This window comes from Aquimarina sp. AU58 (assembly GCF_900312745.1).
GTDB classification, from domain to species: domain Bacteria; phylum Bacteroidota; class Bacteroidia; order Flavobacteriales; family Flavobacteriaceae; genus Aquimarina; species Aquimarina spinulae.
The window spans coordinates 293,329-311,471 of the sequence record NZ_OMPD01000007.1 but is presented as its reverse complement, the minus strand read 5'-3'; the positions used below and the strand labels follow the sequence as shown (position 1 = coordinate 311,471).

The 18,143-nt window shown below is 33.6% G+C and carries 15 protein-coding genes; 8 read left to right on the top strand and 7 right to left on the bottom strand.

Annotation, left to right across the window (positions count from 1 at the left end; translation table 11 throughout):
• Positions 1-11: 11 nt before the first annotated feature.
• The 5 genes from DK441_RS03780 to DK441_RS03760 all read right to left on the bottom strand — a co-directional run bounded on the left by DK441_RS03780 (position 12) and on the right by DK441_RS03760 (position 4,847).
• Positions 12-548 (bottom strand): metal-dependent hydrolase, encoded by a 537-nt coding sequence (locus DK441_RS03780; protein ID WP_025664051.1) that lies wholly within the window; start codon positions 546-548, stop codon positions 12-14.
• A gap of 19 nt (positions 549-567) precedes the next feature.
• Positions 568-1,587 carry a serine hydrolase gene (locus DK441_RS03775; RefSeq protein ID WP_109097548.1) on the bottom strand — a complete coding sequence of 340 codons (1,020 nt, stop codon included), beginning with the start codon at positions 1,585-1,587 and terminating at the stop codon, positions 568-570.
• Positions 1,588-1,676: 89 nt separating this feature from the next.
• Positions 1,677-2,669, bottom strand: a complete 993-nt coding sequence (locus DK441_RS03770; RefSeq protein ID WP_109097656.1) for a DUF1028 domain-containing protein — start codon at positions 2,667-2,669, stop codon at positions 1,677-1,679.
• Positions 2,670-2,694: 25 nt separating this feature from the next.
• On the bottom strand, positions 2,695-3,444 hold the full coding sequence (locus DK441_RS03765; RefSeq protein WP_109097547.1) for an NYN domain-containing protein: 750 nt from the start codon (positions 3,442-3,444) through the stop codon (positions 2,695-2,697).
• A gap of 47 nt (positions 3,445-3,491) precedes the next feature.
• Positions 3,492-4,847 carry a DEAD/DEAH box helicase gene (locus DK441_RS03760; RefSeq protein ID WP_109097546.1) on the bottom strand — a complete coding sequence of 452 codons (1,356 nt, stop codon included), beginning with the start codon at positions 4,845-4,847 and terminating at the stop codon, positions 3,492-3,494.
• A gap of 87 nt (positions 4,848-4,934) precedes the next feature.
• On the opposite strand from DK441_RS03760, the gene DK441_RS03755 reads away from it, so the two are divergent.
• Entirely contained in the window at positions 4,935-5,471 is a 537-nt protein-coding gene (locus DK441_RS03755) for an NADPH-dependent FMN reductase (protein WP_109097545.1), read from the top strand.
• 7 nt (positions 5,472-5,478) lie between these two features.
• A complete protein-coding gene (pabB, locus tag DK441_RS03750) occupies positions 5,479-6,783 on the top strand; it encodes an aminodeoxychorismate synthase component I (RefSeq protein ID WP_109097544.1) in 1,305 nt (434 codons plus the stop codon).
• Positions 6,784-6,798: 15 nt separating this feature from the next.
• On the opposite strand, the gene DK441_RS03745 is transcribed toward pabB, so the two are convergent.
• Together DK441_RS03745 and DK441_RS03740 are read right to left on the bottom strand one after the other, a co-directional pair.
• The gene (locus tag DK441_RS03745) at positions 6,799-7,902 is read right to left on the bottom strand and encodes a leucine-rich repeat domain-containing protein (RefSeq protein WP_109097543.1); all 1,104 of its coding nucleotides are present in this window, start codon (positions 7,900-7,902) and stop codon (positions 6,799-6,801) included.
• Positions 7,903-8,401: 499 nt separating this feature from the next.
• Complete coding sequence (locus tag DK441_RS03740; protein WP_109097542.1) at positions 8,402-9,103, bottom strand: hypothetical protein; 702 nt, start codon at positions 9,101-9,103, stop codon at positions 8,402-8,404.
• A gap of 129 nt (positions 9,104-9,232) precedes the next feature.
• Between DK441_RS03740 and tilS the strand changes: the two genes are divergently transcribed.
• The 6 genes from tilS to DK441_RS03710 all read left to right on the top strand — a co-directional run bounded on the left by tilS (position 9,233) and on the right by DK441_RS03710 (position 17,881).
• On the top strand, positions 9,233-10,579 hold the full coding sequence (gene tilS / locus DK441_RS03735) for a tRNA lysidine(34) synthetase TilS (protein ID WP_235015699.1): 1,347 nt from the start codon (positions 9,233-9,235) through the stop codon (positions 10,577-10,579).
• Positions 10,579-12,558, top strand: a complete 1,980-nt coding sequence (locus DK441_RS03730; protein ID WP_109097540.1) for a thioredoxin family protein — start codon at positions 10,579-10,581, stop codon at positions 12,556-12,558. Before tilS ends, DK441_RS03730 begins: the two co-directional genes overlap by 1 nt.
• A gap of 158 nt (positions 12,559-12,716) precedes the next feature.
• Positions 12,717-12,998, top strand: a complete 282-nt coding sequence (locus DK441_RS03725; protein WP_109097539.1) for a hypothetical protein — start codon at positions 12,717-12,719, stop codon at positions 12,996-12,998.
• 142 nt (positions 12,999-13,140) lie between these two features.
• Positions 13,141-14,997 carry a CocE/NonD family hydrolase gene (locus DK441_RS03720; RefSeq protein ID WP_109097538.1) on the top strand — a complete coding sequence of 619 codons (1,857 nt, stop codon included), beginning with the start codon at positions 13,141-13,143 and terminating at the stop codon, positions 14,995-14,997.
• 24 nt (positions 14,998-15,021) lie between these two features.
• Complete coding sequence (locus DK441_RS03715; RefSeq protein ID WP_109097537.1) at positions 15,022-16,893, top strand: DUF885 family protein; 1,872 nt, start codon at positions 15,022-15,024, stop codon at positions 16,891-16,893.
• Between the two features lie 406 nt (positions 16,894-17,299).
• The gene (locus tag DK441_RS03710) at positions 17,300-17,881 is read left to right on the top strand and encodes a DUF4494 domain-containing protein (protein ID WP_109097536.1); all 582 of its coding nucleotides are present in this window, start codon (positions 17,300-17,302) and stop codon (positions 17,879-17,881) included.
• The last annotated feature ends 262 nt before the right edge of the window (positions 17,882-18,143 follow it).

Sequence of the window (18,143 nt, the reverse complement as noted above, 5' to 3'; positions counted from 1 at the left end):
GTTTTTTGAAGTTAGTTTTTTCGTTTTCTGAAATAACGAATCACTAAGATATAAATACTCGTTGGTATGGCGACCCAGATCAACTCACTTAACAATACTTTAATGCCCCAGGTACTAAAAAACTTACTAGCACCAATTGGGGATACCTGAATCGGTCGCCACGGAAAAAAATATCGGGTAGTATCAAAAGGAGAGAAGAATGCAATCCCAAGCCCCCCTGTAGTCATGGCATCAAGAACGCCATGAAAAGCCGTGCAAACGGTAAAATATAAAATTAGTGCAACTCCTGTTTTGGTATATGCTTTTTTAAAATAGAAAATAAAAGTAACTATAATCCCCAGAAGTAAAGCAAAGAGTAATGAATGTGAAAATCCTCTATGCCCCCAAAAGCTTTCATACGTTATACCAAATTTAAAACCTATAACATCAGCGTCAGGAAGGATGGAACAGATAATTCCTAATACCCATAACTTTTTGGTATATATTTCTTTCGAAAAACTTTTACCAAAGGCATATGCTGTAAATCCATGAGCAAAGATAGAGGCCATTTATAAAATATTGCAGGTGTTAATTACCATATTTTTCAATTAATAATGGAAGTTTTCCATTTAAGAACTTGATTTGTTGTTTAATTCCGTTTGGGGTATCGTGATTATGTGTTGTTACGATCACCAAGTTTTTATCAGCAATCATGATTATGAATTGTCCGCCATATCCCATTCCATAATTAATACGATCCCCATTTAGATTTGCATGATACCAACAAAAACCATGTTTAGAATTTCTTAGTCCCCAATTGGTAGCTAATTTTTCGTTTACATCAAATAGTTTTTCTACCCATGGTTTAGAAACTATTTCAACACCATTATGTGTACCCTGATTCTCTAATAATTGACCTATTTTTAAAAGATCACCAGGCTTCATTTCTAATCCAAGTCCACCACCATCATAATGACCATCATTTCGTTTTTTCCAATTTACAGTATTAATAGCTAATGCATTGAACAAATTTTCATTTGCAAACTCAAGAGTTGTTTTTCCTGTAGATTTATTTAGGATAGCAGATAGCAGGTGGGTAGCGCCGGTATTGTAATTATATGTTTCTCCAGGAGTGTGCTCTAATTTTTTTTGTAAGACAAATGCTATTGGGTTTTCACTATTTATCCAGTTTTGATGCTCTAAGAAACCTTTCCAGGAAAGTCCAGAGGTTTGATTTAGCAAGTGTTTAATAGTAATCGTCTTTTTTCTCTCGTCTTCAATATTTTTGAATTCATCGGTGAAGTATGTATCAATGGTTTCATTTTCACTGGTAATAAATTTTTTATCGATTGCAATTCCAATAAGAATACTCATAACCCCTTTGGTAAGAGACTGAACGTTTGATACATTCCCTGATGTTTTACCATTATAATACTCTTCAAATACAATTTGATTATTCTTAGAAACCAATACAGAATAGATATCATTTTCATTGAGTACAATTTCCTTAGATAATGGTTTCTCATTTTTAGAAGTATTCTTTTTTGATTCTTTACATGCGATAAGCAGAGCAAAAAAGATAAACAATAGGGATAATTTACTTTTCATTGATTTGATGTGTTTATTAAGAAGTGTAAATTTATGAGTCAAGATAACGGGTAACGGGTTAATGCAAACTTGAAACTTTAATACATATTCTATAAGGTAAGGATTTGATTAAGTTGTGTTTTTGATACGGTTAATAATCCTGATTTTGGGAGCCTTTTGGTGAGTTCTCTCCAGTTTTCATCTTTATCAAAAATTTGCTTTAATATAGGTAATGCTTCATCTAGCCTTTTATTATTGGCCAATGCTATTGCTTTCCAATATTTCATTTCTAAATTTTCGGGAAACAATTGTTCTGCAGCTCCATAGGCTGCAAGCGCCATCTCCATATCTCCGGCTTCTACTGCCAGATCTCCCTTATTCATATATTCATAAGCTTTATGTACTTGCAACAGACGTTGTAATTCTACTAATGGTGTTGCATGATCATCTACTCTTAGATTTACTTTTTTATCTTCCCAGGTGTTTTTGGCTGGTTTTGCATTCACAACTACCAGTGCAGCAGATTGCTTACCTCTAATGTCTCCTCCGGCTTCCTGAGCAGCGATAAGTACTTTGACTACGCGATCGGCCAGGGGTAGATCTTTATGTTCTTCAAAAGCCTTGGCCATTGCAGGAACCACTTTGTCATTAAGCATCATATTGGCTTGTACAGCATAATTATCTCCAACAATATGATGCGCAGAGACAATACATTTTTCGCCAGTAAAAGCAGCTGCATTACCTTTTGCATCCAGAAAGGCTACTTGTCTAAAATCTTTTCCATCATCTTTTGCCACCAGAAGATCGAGCGCTTCTTTGGCACTTTTACCTTCAGACATAAGTGTAAGTCCATTAGGACCGTATGCAGGATTAACAAAGGATTGTGTTGCTACCACACCAACACCAGATTGCCCCCAGGATACAATCGACCCTACAGAGAACCAGTGACTTTGCACTCCTACTGCCATCTCTCCGGTAGTTTTATCTCTTGCTACAATAGAAAAAGTATGTGCAAACTTTTCTTTATAGACCTGTTGAGCTTCTATCTGAAAGGATGTTAGAATAATGAAAAATATTACTCCTTTTAATACTAATGATTTCATGTCTGTATTTTTTGTTACAATTAGCTTATTTTTTTCTTTGTCTTTTATTCCGAACATAGATCAATTTAGACCTTCCTTTAGCAGCTTCACGTTGTTCAATTTCAAAATTTTTAATAGACTTGATTAAAGGAGTTAATTTCTGAAAACCGTAGTTTCTGGAATCAAAATTTGGTTGCTTTTTTTGTAACAAACTACCAACATCTCCAAGAAAAGCCCAACCATCATCATCGGCTACGTCGGATATAGTATGCGAAATTAATTTAATCTCTTTTGAAGTGATTTTATCAACACTGTTTTTAGAAACGGCTTTATTATCAATAGATTCCGATTCATTTTCTTCTGCTTCGTATTTAAGAATTTCGAGATAAATAAATTTATCACAAGCTACAATAAATGGGTCTGGTGTCTTTTTTTCTCCTATTCCAAAGACTTTCATCCCTGCCTCTCTAAGCCTTGTTGCTAAACGTGTAAAATCACTATCACTAGATACTAAACAGAAGCCATTCACTTTTTCAGAATATAGAATATCCATTGCATCTATAATCATTGCAGAATCTGTAGCATTTTTACCTTTTGTATATCCATATTGCTGGATAGGTGTTATTGCATTTTCCAGAAGAATCTTTTTCCATTTAGTAAGATCTGGTTTAGTCCAATCTCCATAAATTCTTTTGATAGTTGGATTGCCATATTTTGCAATTTCTTCCATCATTTCTTTTATATAAGTAGATGGTATATTATCACCATCTATTAATACAGCAAGATTTAAATCCATAAATAGGTATTAGAAGAGTTTAATCTAAAAAAGCAAAATCAGTTACATTATCGCTTCTTTTTTTTATTTCTTAAATTATATGTTTTATCCCCTTTGGTTTTAGGTTTTTTATATTTTTTCTTAATCTCTCGTTGGTATGAACCTCCAAGGTTTACTTTCTTGTTTTTTTCTTTCTTTTCATGAAAAGAAGCTCCAACTTCCTCATTAGGACGTTTATGAGGATTATTGATTTCTTTAACTTTGGGTTGTTCTTCTGGAGTAAGCTGATCAGAAATTTCTACACCAGAGGGAATGTCTAATTGCTCGATTTTCATCTCCATCAAACTTTCGATAGCCTCCAGATGTTCTTGTTCTTTTTCTGTAGTAAGTACAAACGAGACTCCTTCTTTTTCGGCACGACCGGTTCTACCAATACGATGCATATAATTTTCTGGATATTCTGGGGTGTCGAGATTAATTACCTGACTTACATTTTCTATGTCCAAACCTCTGGCCATTACATCTGTAGCGATCAATATTCGATTTTCTCCTTTTCTAAACTGCTCTATACTCCGTAATCTATAGTTTTGAGTTTTGTTAGAGTGGATAATACAAATCTCGTCTGCGTATTTTTTTTCTAACTGCTCAAATAAACGATCGGCGATCTTTTTAAAACCAACAAAAATTAGTGTTTTGTGATAGGTTTCTTTATCAGAAAGCAATTGTTCCAGCAGATTAACTTTTGTATAAAAATTTGGAATCTTGTAACCATACTGTTTGATGTTTTCAAGAGGTGTCCCACTTTTGGCAATTGATATTTTTTGTGGTTTGATAAATATTTCTGAAATCATTTGGTCTACTTCATCTGTCATTGTAGCCGAAAACATAATATTTTGTCGCTGTCGCGGAAGGATATCAAAAATATTCATCAATTGATGTCTAAATCCTAAATCTAACATTACATCAACTTCATCGATTACCAGTTTCTGAATAGATTTAAGTTGTAAAGCTCTGCTTACGGCCAAGTCATATAAACGCCCTGGAGTAGCAACTATAATATCTAACCCTTGCGAAACGGCTTGTTTTTGTGTATTGATATTCGTACCTCCATACACTCCTGTTATTCGCACATTAGTATATGTAGAAAGTTTTTCGATTTCATCAACTACCTGTACAACAAGTTCTCGTGTAGGAACTAATACCAATATTCTTGGGTTTTGTTGTACAGAATATTTTAGCATCCTTAAAATCGGAAGCATATAGGCATATGTTTTACCGGTACCTGTTTGTGCAATACCTACAACATCTTTTCCAGACATTACAGGGGCAAAAGCTTTTTCCTGAATAGGTGTAGGGGTCTCAAACCCTAAATCATCAAGGGCATTAAGAAGTTGTGTACTTAGATTTAAATCTCGAAAAGTCAATTGATCTATTTTTTTGATGCTACAAAGGTAGCCTTATTTTGGGACTGTGAACATTTTGGTTACTTTTGACTTTCTAATACGATACTAATGAAGAAAATTATTGCCTTCGCAGGTTCTAATAGCAGTACTTCTATTAATCATAAACTCGTAGAGTTTGTAGTTTCAGAAATAAAGGGACATGATATAAGAATAATTAACCTGGTAAATTATGCTATGCCAATGTATAGTGAAGATGAAGAAAAAAAAGCTGGTTTCCCCGGGATGGTTATGGGGTTAAAACAAGAAATTTCTGAGGCTGATGCGTTGATTATTTCGGTAAATGAACATAATGGGAGCTGGAGTGCTTTTTTTAAAAATGTAATAGATTGGTTATCTCGACTAGATCGTAATTTTCTGGAAGGAAAGAAGATTTTATTAATGAGTACTTCTCCCGGAAAAAGAGGAGGATTAAGCGCATTAGAATTTGCTAAAAACGTGTTTCCCAGGTTTGGTGCCGAGATCGTAGAGAGTTTTAGTTTTCCTTCTTTTTATGATAATTTTTCTATAGAATCTAATACAGTAACAGATGAGACACTTTTATTGGGATTAAACGAAGTTCTCAGTACTTTTGCACATCAAATCTAATGAGTAAGTGCGAAGTGTTCAACAATATACTTTAGAAGATTTTTTAGAATTTAAAAGAAAGCTATTACACTGGGGACAGCAATTTGAAGAGGCTATTTGGCTGGATTCTAATAGCTATTCACAGCAATATTCAAGTTATGATGCGGTATTGGCAGTAGATGCTTTTACGACGATTAAAACCGATTATTATAATGGTTTTGATACACTAAAAGAATATCAAAGCGTAACTTCGGATTGGATTTTTGGTTATCTTTCTTATGATCTGAAAAATGATACAGAAGATTTAATTTCTGAAAATAAGGACGAGTTATGTTTTCCGGATTTGTACTTTTTTCAGCCTAAAAAACTTTTTCTGCTCAAAGGAAACATTCTTGAAATGCATTATTTGAGAATGGTAGATGATGAAATAGAAGAAGATTTTAAGGTAATCTCTGAGCATTCATTACTCAAAAAAAATACTACAGAGCAACCTTGTGGTAAGGTAAAAATAAGCTTGCGTATCACAAAAGATGAATATAAAGAGAAGGTAAATGAAATGCTTGCCCATATACATCGGGGAGATATTTATGAAGCGAATTTCTGTCAGGAGTTTTTTGCAAAAAACAGCTGTATAGATCCTTTACAGACATACCATCACTTAAACGATATTTCAAAACCTCCTTTTGCCACATTTTTTAGGATGAATGATCACTATTTGTTATCAGCTTCACCAGAACGCTATTTGCGAAAAGAAGGGCAAAAAGTAATTTCACAACCCATAAAAGGAACGGCAAAAAGATCACAAGATATTGAGGAGGATAAGAGATTAGTATCAGACCTTTATGGTGACCCTAAAGAGCGATCAGAAAATGTAATGATTGTAGATCTGGTACGAAATGATTTATCACGAACTGCAACCAAAGGATCGGTTGTTGTTGAGGAATTGTGTAAGGTGTATTCGTTTAAACAAGTGCATCAAATGATATCTACGGTAACTTCTACAATTGATGATACCATTTCTCCTGTTGATGTTATCAAAACAACTTTCCCAATGGGAAGTATGACTGGAGCACCTAAGATTTCTGCAATGCAAATCATAGAAAACCTCGAAAAGTCTAAAAGAGGTATATATAGTGGAGCCGTAGGATATTTTACCCCAGATGGAGATTTTGACTTTAATGTAGTAATTAGAAGTATTCTCTACAATGAGGAACGCCAATATATATCATATACCGTTGGTGGGGCTATAACTGCCAAGTCAGATCCCGATAAAGAATACGAAGAATGTTTACTTAAGGCAAAAGCAATGCGAGAAGTATTAGAAGGGGTGTAGGTCTGATAAATTTTATTATGGCGTGCTACAATCGTTAGTATAGCTTGTAGTAGCATCTTTTTGCCATTTGTTTACATATGATCCAGTAGGATTATCTACAGTTATACAAGTAAGAGAGGGATTGTTTTTTAGACTTACCCCGGTAAAAGCAGCATTGTTCCCGTTTTTCATGTTTAGAGAATGGAGTTGATTATTATCACATTCTAATCTGGTAAGCACTATATTTTTGCATATATCGAGAGTATTGAGTTTATTATTTTGACAATTTAGGAATTCTAAGGCTCTATTTTTACTCGTATCCAGAGTAGTGAGTTGATTATATGGGCAATTTAGAAATTCTAATTCTGTATTTTTACTTGTATCTAGAGTACTAAGTTGATTATAACTACAGACCAGCCATTTTAGCAACATATTTTTGCTTATGTCCAGAGTAGTGATTTGATTATAATTACAAGCCAAATGAGTCAATTCTGTATTTTTACTTATATCCAGAGCAGTAAGTTGATTATAACCACAAGTCAACCATTTCAACGCTATATTTTTACTTATATCCAGAGTAGTAAGTTGATTTTGAATACAATTCAGGGATCTTAATTTTGTATTTTTGCTTATATCCAGAGTAGTAAGTTGATTTTGAATACAAGACAGTCGATCTAAGGCTGTATTTTTACTTATATCCAGAGTAGTGAGTTGATTATTGTTACATTCTAACTTGGTCAACGCTGTAAAATATTTGATTTCTGAGAGATCGTAGATGTTTTTACGATTTAAAAAAAGTTCTTTTACATTTTTAGCTTCATTTTCAGAGATTTCTCCATCACTATTAGTATCTATTATAGGGGTATGCGCCAACAATGCTTTTTTTAAATTAGCATCAGTAAATATGATAATGCTTTTAATAGTTTCTGTAGCATTGGTTAGATCTACGGTTATTTTTTCTTCGTTGTTTAGTTCTCCTGTTTTTGAGTCTACTGCAAAAATTCTAGTAGGATCTTCTTTTGCAAGGCAATAGGATAAAACTACTTGATTGGTGGTTTCTAGTAGGATACTATCATTGCTGGAGTATGAGATAGGAATAACACCAATGCACAGTGCTATAAAAAGTTTTACGTTTTTCATAGGTTTACTTTATTGATATATTTCGGATACAAAGGTCCGTTTTGTAGTGGGTAAAAACACCCCGTAAACCGTGAATTTGACCTAAAAGAAACGGTGATGGGTTATTTATGATGAAGTAGAATGCTGCTTTTTTCTTGTAAGTCTTTGGTAATTAGATGTAGTGTTCCTTAAAAAGTGTCAATTCGAGTGTTTTTTCGTAATGGCCTCTCGACTTTAGCCTGCCCTGAGTTTATCGAAGGGCTCGAGATGACATGAAGAAAAAATGTATCGAGAATAGCTTTTTTAAACTAAAATCTTTGTCATCCTGAGTGTATCGAAGGGCTCGATACACTTCTTTTAAAGTCGAATCACTCCTTTAGACTTGCATAATTATAGTTATTAATAAAAAAATATCTAAATGCACAACGGGTAAGAACTATCATAATTGATAATCTTTTATACGCAAAATAGAAAACAATTAAGTTTTGAAATTCTAAAAACCGATAATTTCTAATATATCCTAAATAAGATTCCTCCTAAAACTCTTTCGCACATCAATGATAATTTCCTTGACTTCTTGTGCAGTTATCTCTTTAATTTTAGCAATTTCTTCAAAATTTAATTTCCCAAAAACAAAGAGATCAATAATTTTAGAAGTTTCTATGGGGAGCCAACTATAGAATTTTCCTAATAACTTCTGTTTTCGATGTTCAGAAGAGGGTTCAGAATCTATAACCTTAAGGATATCAGAATCCATATCAGTATATATAAAATTCTGCTTTTCTTCAGAATTTTGATGATAACAAATATCATCTAACTCTTCTTTCATAATAAGTTCGTTATCTGCTTCTACAGTATAGTTTTCTTCGAGTTTTTCGAGTTCTTCTTTAAGAAAATAACTGGTGCTAATGCTTGTTTGATGCCATCCTTCGCGAATGTATAATTCATCAATAAGCTCATCGGCAATTTTAAAAAGTTGAAGCTCGAGAGATAAGGTATCTATTTCGACATCAAGATCATCATGATAAAGTTTCAATATTGCATCGTCTATAATACCGTTAGAACAATACATGTTCTGAGGTAAAATGCCTACGCTTTCTGCAATATATAATCTGTGTTTTACATAGGGATGTAAGTGTGGTACAATGGATAATAATTTTTTACTAAATTCCCTTTGATCATCTGCCTCATAAAATTCTTGTAATTCATGTGTCCTATTCATTTATCAGTAATTTAAGAGTTGCTTTCTAAAAATAAGAAAAACAAATTGAAAAAAGTGTTAAAAACCTGATAATCAATATGTAGAATGTAATTTGGTAGAAGATGGTTATCGCAATTCAAAATCGTATATTTGAAAAATCGAAAAACTTCAATCCAAAATCTGTTGTTACAAGAGTTTAAAGATCATATTACAGAAAACCTTTCATTTCTATCAGGAAGCAAACTACTAATTGCATGTAGTGGCGGATTAGATAGCGTTATGCTTGTAAGGCTTTGCCAGGCATTACATCTGCAATATAGTATCGCACATTGTAATTTTAAACTAAGAGGAGAAGAAAGTGATGAGGATGCAAACTTTGTTACTCAATTGTCTGAAGCACTTCAATCTTCGGTTTTTATTACCCAATTTGATACCAAAAATTATGCTGTAGATCATAATTTGTCAATACAGATGGCAGCTAGAGAGTTGCGCTACGATTGGTTTAAAAAACTAGCTCTAGAGCATCAGTTTGATTATATTCTCACTGCGCATCATACAGATGATAATCTAGAAACTTTTTTAATTAACCTGTCCAGAGGCACAGGAATAGAAGGGTTAACAGGTATACCAGAAGTTAATGGGATTTTTGTACGGCCGTTATTACCTTTTTCAAGAGCGCAAATTTTGACGTATGCAAAAAAGAATGATTGGCAATGGAGAGAAGATAGCAGTAATAAGAGTGCAAAATATCTTAGAAATAAACTTCGCCTTGATGTAATTCCAGAGTTAAAAGGTGTTAATCCTCAGTTTTTAGAGAATTTTAATACCACTTTAGAATATTTAAAACAGAGTAACGAATTTATTAAAAATCAGGTAACCTTACTAAAAAAAGAGTTGTTCGAGGTTTCAGAAAATGATATCATTAAGATACCTATTAATAGATTAATGGATTACGGAGACCCAAAAGCTAGCCTGTATTTTTTATTAAAAGAATATGATTTTACAGCATGGGGAGATATAGAACATATGATCACTGGTCAATCAGGGAAACAAATTTTTTCGGGAACCCATCGTTTGGTAAAGGATAGAGAATACTTGTTATTGAGTCCGATATCAGAAAAAATAGAGGATCGCAATTATAACATACCTGAAGCCGAAAGTATGTTAATGATTCCCCCGGGAACCCTCAAATTTAAAATGATATCCGAAATATCGGATATTGACCTCAAGACCATTTATGTTGATAAAGAAAAGTTAAAGTACCCATTAACTGTAAGAAAATGGAAAGAAGGCGACTATTTTTATCCTCTGGGAATGAAAGGGAAAAAGAAATTGAGTAAATATTTTAAAGATGAAAAATTATCTTTATTAGCCAAAGAAAGAGTATGGTTATTATGTTCTGGAAAAGAAATAATTTGGATTATAAACTATAGAGCAGATAATAGATTTAAAATAATACCCCAAACAAAACAAATACTTAAAATTACAATAGCCTGATGCGATATCTCTTACTATTACTTACCACTGTTTTATTTTCTACAACGCTTTCTTCACAAACGCTGGATCCTGTTAAGTGGAAAGCTACTATAGAGAAGGAAACTGATGATACTTTTGTTTTATACTTTGAAGCGACTCTTGACGAAGGATGGCATTTATATTCTCAAAATGAAGCAGATAGCGATGAAATAGCTCCAACACCAACAGAGTTTACTTATAATACTACTCCAGAGAGTTATGCACTTATAGGAGAAACGATAGAACCTAAAGGTATCGAGAAGTTTGATAATATCTTCGAGATGGATGTGAAATATTTTGAAGATAAAGTGACTTTTTCTCAAAAAATCAAGCGTATAGACAAGACGTTGCAACAGGTTAAAGCAGAAGTATTCTTTTCGGTTTGTGATGATGAGAAATGTTTGGCTCCAGAGGTTGTAGAATTTGATATCAATCTTTCTGGAGAAGCAATCGAAAATAAAGGAGATCTGTCTAGTATTACAGCAAAGGATCAAAAAAAGTCTGAAGCATTACATATTGATATAAAAGGTAAAGATGTTTTTCCTTCAGAGCAAGTAGAGGAGAAAAGTTATTTTAATATTTTCCTTTTAGGGTTTTTGGGAGGATTAATAGCCTTATTGACACCTTGTGTATTTCCTATGATACCTCTTACAGTTTCTTTTTTTACCAAAGGAGCCAAGGATCGTAAAAAAGGGTTGTTTAATGCTATTTTGTATGGGGTTTTTATATTTATTATCTATATTTTATTAAGTCTTCCTTTTCATTTGTTAGACTCATTAGATCCAGAGATATTGAATAATATTTCGACAAATGTGACGCTTAATATTGTCTTCTTTGTCATTTTTATTGTATTTGCAATATCCTTTTTTGGTTATTTCGAAATTACCTTACCAGCTTCCTGGAGTACCAAGCTTGATAGTAAAGCTACAAGTATTGGGGGAGTGATAGGTATATTCTTTATGGCATTAACACTAGCTCTGGTATCCTTCTCGTGTACAGGACCCATCTTGGGATCATTATTAGGAGGTTCTCTAAGTAGTGATGGGGGAGCGATGCAATTAAGTTTTGGTATGGGAGGTTTTGGATTAGCCTTAGCGTTACCATTTGCACTATTTGCGTTATTTCCTAATTGGTTAAATTCTTTACCAAAAAGTGGTGGATGGTTAAATACTGTAAAAGTAGTCCTGGGTTTTATCGAACTGGCATTAGCATTTAAATTTCTTTCAAATGCAGATCTTGTTGAGCATTGGGGAATTTTAAAAAGAGAAATATTTATAGGTATTTGGATAGTAATCGGCCTGGGTATGGTCTTATACCTTTTCGGAAAAATACGCTTTCCACATGATAGCCCAATACAAAAATTAAGTAAAGGAAGAAAAACGCTGGGTATTATTACCTTGGCATTTGTTATTTATTTGGTTCCTGGACTTACGAATACCGCCTATGCGAATTTAAAATTGCTAAGTGGTTTTCCTCCACCATTATTTTATAGTATTTATGAAAAAGAAGCTCATGGACCTTTAGGACTTAATGCATATACAGATTTTGAAGTAGGAGTGCAAGCTGCCAAAGCCCAAAACAAACCTATTATGCTCGATTTTACAGGCTGGGCTTGCGTGAATTGTCGTAAAATGGAAGAACAAGTATGGAGTCATCCAGAAATTATCGATATCCTTAAGAATAAGTATGTATTAATCTCTTTGTATGTTGATGATCGAGAGAAGTTATCAGAAGATGATCAGTTTAAGTTCTTAAAACCCGATGGAAGAATTAAAGCCATTAGAACAGTAGGAGATAAGTGGGCAACATTTCAGACCTTAAACTTCAAAAATAACTCACAACCTTATTATGCATTATTAGATGCAGATATGAATTTACTTAACAAAACTACTGCTTATACCCCGGATACAAATGAATATCTTAAATGGTTACAGAAAGGCCTGAAGAATTTTAGAAAATAATTTCTTTACATTAAAACTACTAAAACCACCGATAGGTAATGAATGTTTTTATAAGTATTTGTGGAGTAGTATTTCTATTTTTTTTGATTGTATTATTTAGGTACAGGGTCTTGACCTTGAATTCGACTATCATAATTGACTCTTCTATAAAATATAAAATGATTGATATAGAACAGAAAGATTATATAAGATATAGTTTTGAGTCTCTAAATAAAAATAAAAGAGTATGGCTTGCAGAACCTTATGGCACTATTAGGTGGGTATATGTAAGTAAAGCAGACTTTGACAAATTATGGCCAGAAAGCCCATTTAAGATGGCTGAAAAAAACTATGGTATAAAAGCGACATTTCAACTTAAAAAAATGCTTTTTGGTGATTATAGTTTAGCAAAAGTTATAGCTTTCGAAAAAATAACAGGACCGCCTTTTATAGAAAAATAATATGATTTTCTATAGAGTCACTATATTGCTTTGTGCCTATTGTAGTATGTATATATTGATTGTAAGTTGTTAAAATCTCCTTAAAACTATCTGGCTCGCAGTACCATTTTTTTATCTTCAGCAATAAACTAAACTAAAACCAATGCGATCAGTCAGATTTATTCTTTTAAGAAGCATAGTACTTCTTTACACAAGTGTTATGTTCTCGCAGGAAGCAGATTCCTATACTATAAAAGAACACTACACAAAACAAGAAGTTGATATTGTGATGAGAGATGGTGTTAAACTTCACACTACCATTTACACACCAAAGGATACCTCAAAAAAATATCCAATTTTAATGCATCGAACTCCGTATAGTTCAAGGCCATATGGTAAAGATGAATTTAGATCTAAAATAGGTCCAAATGAATTTTTAATGAAAGAAGGCAATATTATTGTTTATCAGGATGTACGCGGACGTTGGATGAGCGAAGGGGTCTATGATAATATGAGAGCCTATATTCCTGGTAAAAAAGGAAAACAATTTGATGAAGCCAGTGATACCTATGATACCATAGACTGGTTGGTGAAGAATGTATCGAATACTAATAAAAAAGTAGGAATATGGGGGATCTCTTACCCTGGTTTCTATGCAACGTATTCTTTATTAGATGCACATCCTGCTTTAAAAGCAGTATCACCACAAGCATGTATAGGTGATTTCTTTTTTGATGATTTTCATCATAATGGAGCATATTTATTGAGCTATTGGAGAGCTACAGCGGTTTTTGGGTATGAAAAAACTAAACCTACAACAGAGAGTTGGTATACTTTTCCTGACTTGAAAAGTAAAGATCAATATCAATTCTTTCTGGATGCAGGGCCTTTAAGCACTTTAGACCAGTATTATAAAGAAGACAATGTATTTTGGACACAATTAAAAGAACACCCGAATTATGATGAATTCTGGCAAAAAAGAGGAATAATTCAACACTTAAAAAACCAAACGATCAAACCGGCAGTAATGACTGTAGGAGGTTTGTTTGATGCCGAAGATTTATATGGCCCTTTTGAGACCTATGAAAATATCGAAAAGAAAAGTGATAATTATAACATTATGGTTTTTGGGCCATGGAGTCATGGGGATTGGGCAAGAACCAAAAAGCGTCAAGCCATTGGTAACGTATATTTTGGAGATGACCTTTCTTTAAATTTTCAAAAAAATGTAGAAACTACCTTTTTTAATCACTTCTTAAAAGGAGATGCAGATGGAAAAACCGGGTTACCAGAAATTCAGATTTTTGATACCGGAAAAAAGGAATGGAATTCTTATGAAAGCTGGCCACCTGCAAATGTAGAGAAAAAGACATTTTACCTTTCTGCCAATGATGAGTTGTCTGGTAAAAGTGGAGCGGGGGTTTCAGAATTTATAAGTGACCCCAAAAAACCAGTTCCTTATTCCGAAGATGTTAAAATGGTATTTACGCCAAGAAAATATATGACAGATGATCAAAGATTTGCAGCACGTCGTCCCGATGTATTAGTTTTTGAAACCCCTGTTCTTACCGAGGACATGACATTATCGGGAGAAGTATTAGCAAAGCTAAAGGTAGCTACAACGGGTACAGATGCAGACTGGGTAGTAAAATTGATAGATGTGTATCCTAATGATGCCAAAGATACAGAAGAAACACAGAAATATTTAAAAATGGCCAATTATCATATGATGGTTCGTAGTGAAGTGATGAGAGGACGTTTTCGAAATGATTTTAGTAAACCCGAACCTTTTGTTGCTAATCAAAAAACAGATGTAAATATTAAGCTACAGGATATACACCATACGTTTAAAAAAGGACATAAAATACAAGTTCAGGTGCAGAGTACCTGGTTCCCTTTAATCGATTTAAACCCGCAAACTTATGTTCCTAATATCTTTAAAGCAGCTGCTTCTGATTTTACCAAGCAAACGCATAAAGTATATCATGATTCTGCAATAGAAGTTATGATTTTAAAATAACCAATTAACCCTAATTATACTATCATGACCAAAATAAAAATTAGTGTATTGCTATTTTCTTCTTTTCTGGCATTAACCAGCTGTAAACAAGAAGTAAAAGCGCCAGAACAGGATGCTGCTTCGCAAGCAGAGATTATCGAAGAGCAATCAAAAAAACTAAACGATTGGTTCGAAGCACAGTTTCAGCAAGAAATTGATAAATCGCCAATGATGCAAACGTATTTAGGAATTAAAACAGACGCTTATGGTAAATGGGATGATATTTCATCTAAACAGGAAGCAGAAGATTTAGAAAAAGCAAAAGAGCGTTTAGCCTATTTAAAGGACTCTGTAGATGTATCTCAATTAAATGATGCAACTGCTCTAAGTTATAAATTAATGAAAAAAGATCTCGAAAATGAGATTGTAGATTTTCAATATAGATTCTATGATTACCCGGTAAATCAAATGTTTGGAATGCAATCCAGAATTCCTGCTTTTCTTATCAACATGCATAAAATTAAGGATAAGAGTGATGCAGAAGCTTATATCTCCAGGTTAAATGGTATTAATGAAATGTTTACTCAAGCGATAGAAAATATAAAGATTAGAGAAAAGAACGGGATCCTTCCTCCTAAGTTTGTATTTGCCAGAGTTCTTGATGATAGCCGTAATATTATTGTAGGGCAACCCTTTGATAAATCTAATCAGGAAAGTACGTTATTGGCCGATTTCAAAAGTAAAATCTCGACACTTAAATTATCAGATGAAGAACAGAGCGAATTAGTGGCTAAAGCAGAAAAAGGACTTATAGACAGTGTAAAGCCAGCTTATGATAATCTTATTACATTATTAGAAGGACAACAACAAAGAGCAACTACAGATGATGGTTGCTGGAAATTTCCTAAAGGAGCTGCATTTTATGATAACGCATTACAACGCACGACCACTACAACGATGACTGCAGATCAGATTCATGAACTAGGATTAAAAGAGGTGGCTCGTATTCATGGTGAGATGCGGGATATTATGAAGCAAGTTAAATATGAAGGAACATTACAGGATTTTTTCAAGTATATGAAAGAAGATAAAAAGTTCTATTTTGCAAATACCGAAGAAGGAAAAGCAGCATACCTTAAACAAGCAGTGGGACTAATCGATACAATGAAATCCAAACTGGATGAGCTTTTTGTGACCAAACCCAAAGCAGATATCATTGTTAAAGCAGTAGAACCCTTTAGAGAGAAAAACGCAGGAAAAGCCTTCTATCAAAGAGGAACTCCCGATGGCTCAAGACCAGGAACATATTATGCCAATTTATATGATATGGCAGCAATGCCAATCTATCAGATGGAAGCTTTAGCATATCATGAAGGTATACCGGGACATCATATGCAATTGTCTATTGCACAAGAATTGAAGGACATCCCAAAATTCAGAAAATTTGGTGGATACACAGCATATTCTGAAGGGTGGGGATTATATACAGAACTATTACCAAAAGAAATAGGAATGTATAGTGATCCGTATTCAGATTTTGGTAGACTGGCAATGGAGCTTTGGAGAGCTTGCCGATTAGTCGTAGATACAGGGATTCATAGCAAAAAATGGAGTAGAGAAGAAGGGATTAAATATTATGTTGATAATACTCCCAATGCAGAAAGTGATGCTATAAAAATGGTAGAACGCCATATTGTTATGCCAAGCCAGGCAACAGCCTATAAAATAGGAATGATTAAGATTCTTGAGCTACGCGAAAACGCAAGGAAAACTCTTGGAGATGCGTTTGATATCAGAGAGTTTCATGATGTAGTATTAACCAATGGAGCTGTACCCCTTACGATATTAGAAGAATTAGTAGGAGAATGGGTAGCGAGTAAAAGTACAGATACAACTAAAGAAGAAGTAGGTTCTTAGTACTTTAATTTACGTATGATAATACATCAGACCTCACAGGTTTTTAAAACCTGTGAGGTCTTTTTAGTATACTGCTTCAGTATCTCTGTGAGGTTTTTTAGTTTGTTGTTTTCGGTTACCCGAATTGTGTATTAGAACTTCGTTATGAGACTTGAAAGTACCATAAAATATGGCATTTTCTTAGTTTTAGCATAGCATCGCTATGGTTAAACTGAAAAATGTAGTGTAACGATATATTTTGAAGTAGTTTCAAGAGGTTATAGATTTTCTAATACATAATCCGGGTTTAGATAAAAGAACATACATATCAAGAAATCATAGAATTTTCAAATTGTGAATATCTATTATGCGCATTCGTGGTAAGCATTTTTTTAAAAATATATATTTGCCATCCTAAAAAAAAGATATGAGCACAACTTGGTATGAATGTAAAGTAAAGTATAGAAAAATAGATGAATCTGGAGTACAGAAAGTTACAACAGAACCTTATCTGGTAGATGCTTTGTCCTATACAGAAGCTGAAACCAGAATTAACGAAGAAATGTCAGCATATATTAGTGAAGAGTTTAAAATCACCAATATTAAGATTGCAAATTTTGCAGAGATACATCCTTTTGATAATTCTGATCGATGGTTTAAATCAAAAGTAGCCCTGGTTTCTTATGATGAAGAAAGTGGTAAGGAAAGAAAGTCAAGTATGTACCTGCTGGTACAGGCTAATGATGTAAAAGAAGCCTATGATAATACCATTAGTATGATGAAGGATTCTGTTAGTGATTACACAGTACCTGCAATTTCAGAATCTCCGATTATGGATGTTTTTCCTTATTTCTCGGGCGAGGAAGAGCAATTTGAGAAAGCTCAACCGATAGCAGTAGCTGGTTCTTCTCAAGAAGAGGTATCAGAAGAAGTTAACCCTGTTCAGGAAGAAGTATCAGAAGAGGTTGATTCTTCTCAAGGAGAAATATCAGAAGAGGTAGACTCATAATTTACCTCATTAGCATTCGAAACTTTTTATTTTCTGCTACTTGTTATGTCAAACTGAGCCTGTCGAAGTTCATAAACCCTTGATTTTTAATTGGATTTCGACAGGCTCAATCTGACATTGCAGATAATTTTCAGAAAATAAAAATCCTTTTGTTTTATATGTTATAATCCAAAAAAATCAATAGCTTATGATCCATATTTCTATAGCTTAACATAGCTTTCAAATAGTTGTGAGTTTATCGAAGGGCTCAGGGCGACTGGTT

What these genes read in the sequence shown, in the direction of transcription:
- DK441_RS03745 (WP_109097543.1), bottom strand. Translation starts at nt 7,902, where the DNA reads ATGAAAAACGTAAAACTTTTTATAGCACTGTGCATTGGTGTTATTCCT.
- DK441_RS03755 (WP_109097545.1), top strand. Translation starts at nt 4,935, where the DNA reads ATGAAGAAAATTATTGCCTTCGCAGGTTCTAATAGCAGTACTTCTATT.
- DK441_RS03720 (WP_109097538.1), top strand. Translation starts at nt 13,141, where the DNA reads ATGCGATCAGTCAGATTTATTCTTTTAAGAAGCATAGTACTTCTTTAC.
- DK441_RS03730 (WP_109097540.1), top strand. Translation starts at nt 10,579, where the DNA reads ATGCGATATCTCTTACTATTACTTACCACTGTTTTATTTTCTACAACG.
- DK441_RS03710 (WP_109097536.1), top strand. Translation starts at nt 17,300, where the DNA reads ATGAGCACAACTTGGTATGAATGTAAAGTAAAGTATAGAAAAATAGAT.
- DK441_RS03780 (WP_025664051.1), bottom strand. Translation starts at nt 548, where the DNA reads ATGGCCTCTATCTTTGCTCATGGATTTACAGCATATGCCTTTGGTAAA.
- DK441_RS03715 (WP_109097537.1), top strand. Translation starts at nt 15,022, where the DNA reads ATGACCAAAATAAAAATTAGTGTATTGCTATTTTCTTCTTTTCTGGCA.
- DK441_RS03770 (WP_109097656.1), bottom strand. Translation starts at nt 2,669, where the DNA reads ATGAAATCATTAGTATTAAAAGGAGTAATATTTTTCATTATTCTAACA.
- DK441_RS03725 (WP_109097539.1), top strand. Translation starts at nt 12,717, where the DNA reads ATGATTGATATAGAACAGAAAGATTATATAAGATATAGTTTTGAGTCT.
- DK441_RS03765 (WP_109097547.1), bottom strand. Translation starts at nt 3,444, where the DNA reads ATGGATTTAAATCTTGCTGTATTAATAGATGGTGATAATATACCATCT.
- DK441_RS03775 (WP_109097548.1), bottom strand. Translation starts at nt 1,587, where the DNA reads ATGAAAAGTAAATTATCCCTATTGTTTATCTTTTTTGCTCTGCTTATC.
- DK441_RS03740 (WP_109097542.1), bottom strand. Translation starts at nt 9,103, where the DNA reads ATGAATAGGACACATGAATTACAAGAATTTTATGAGGCAGATGATCAA.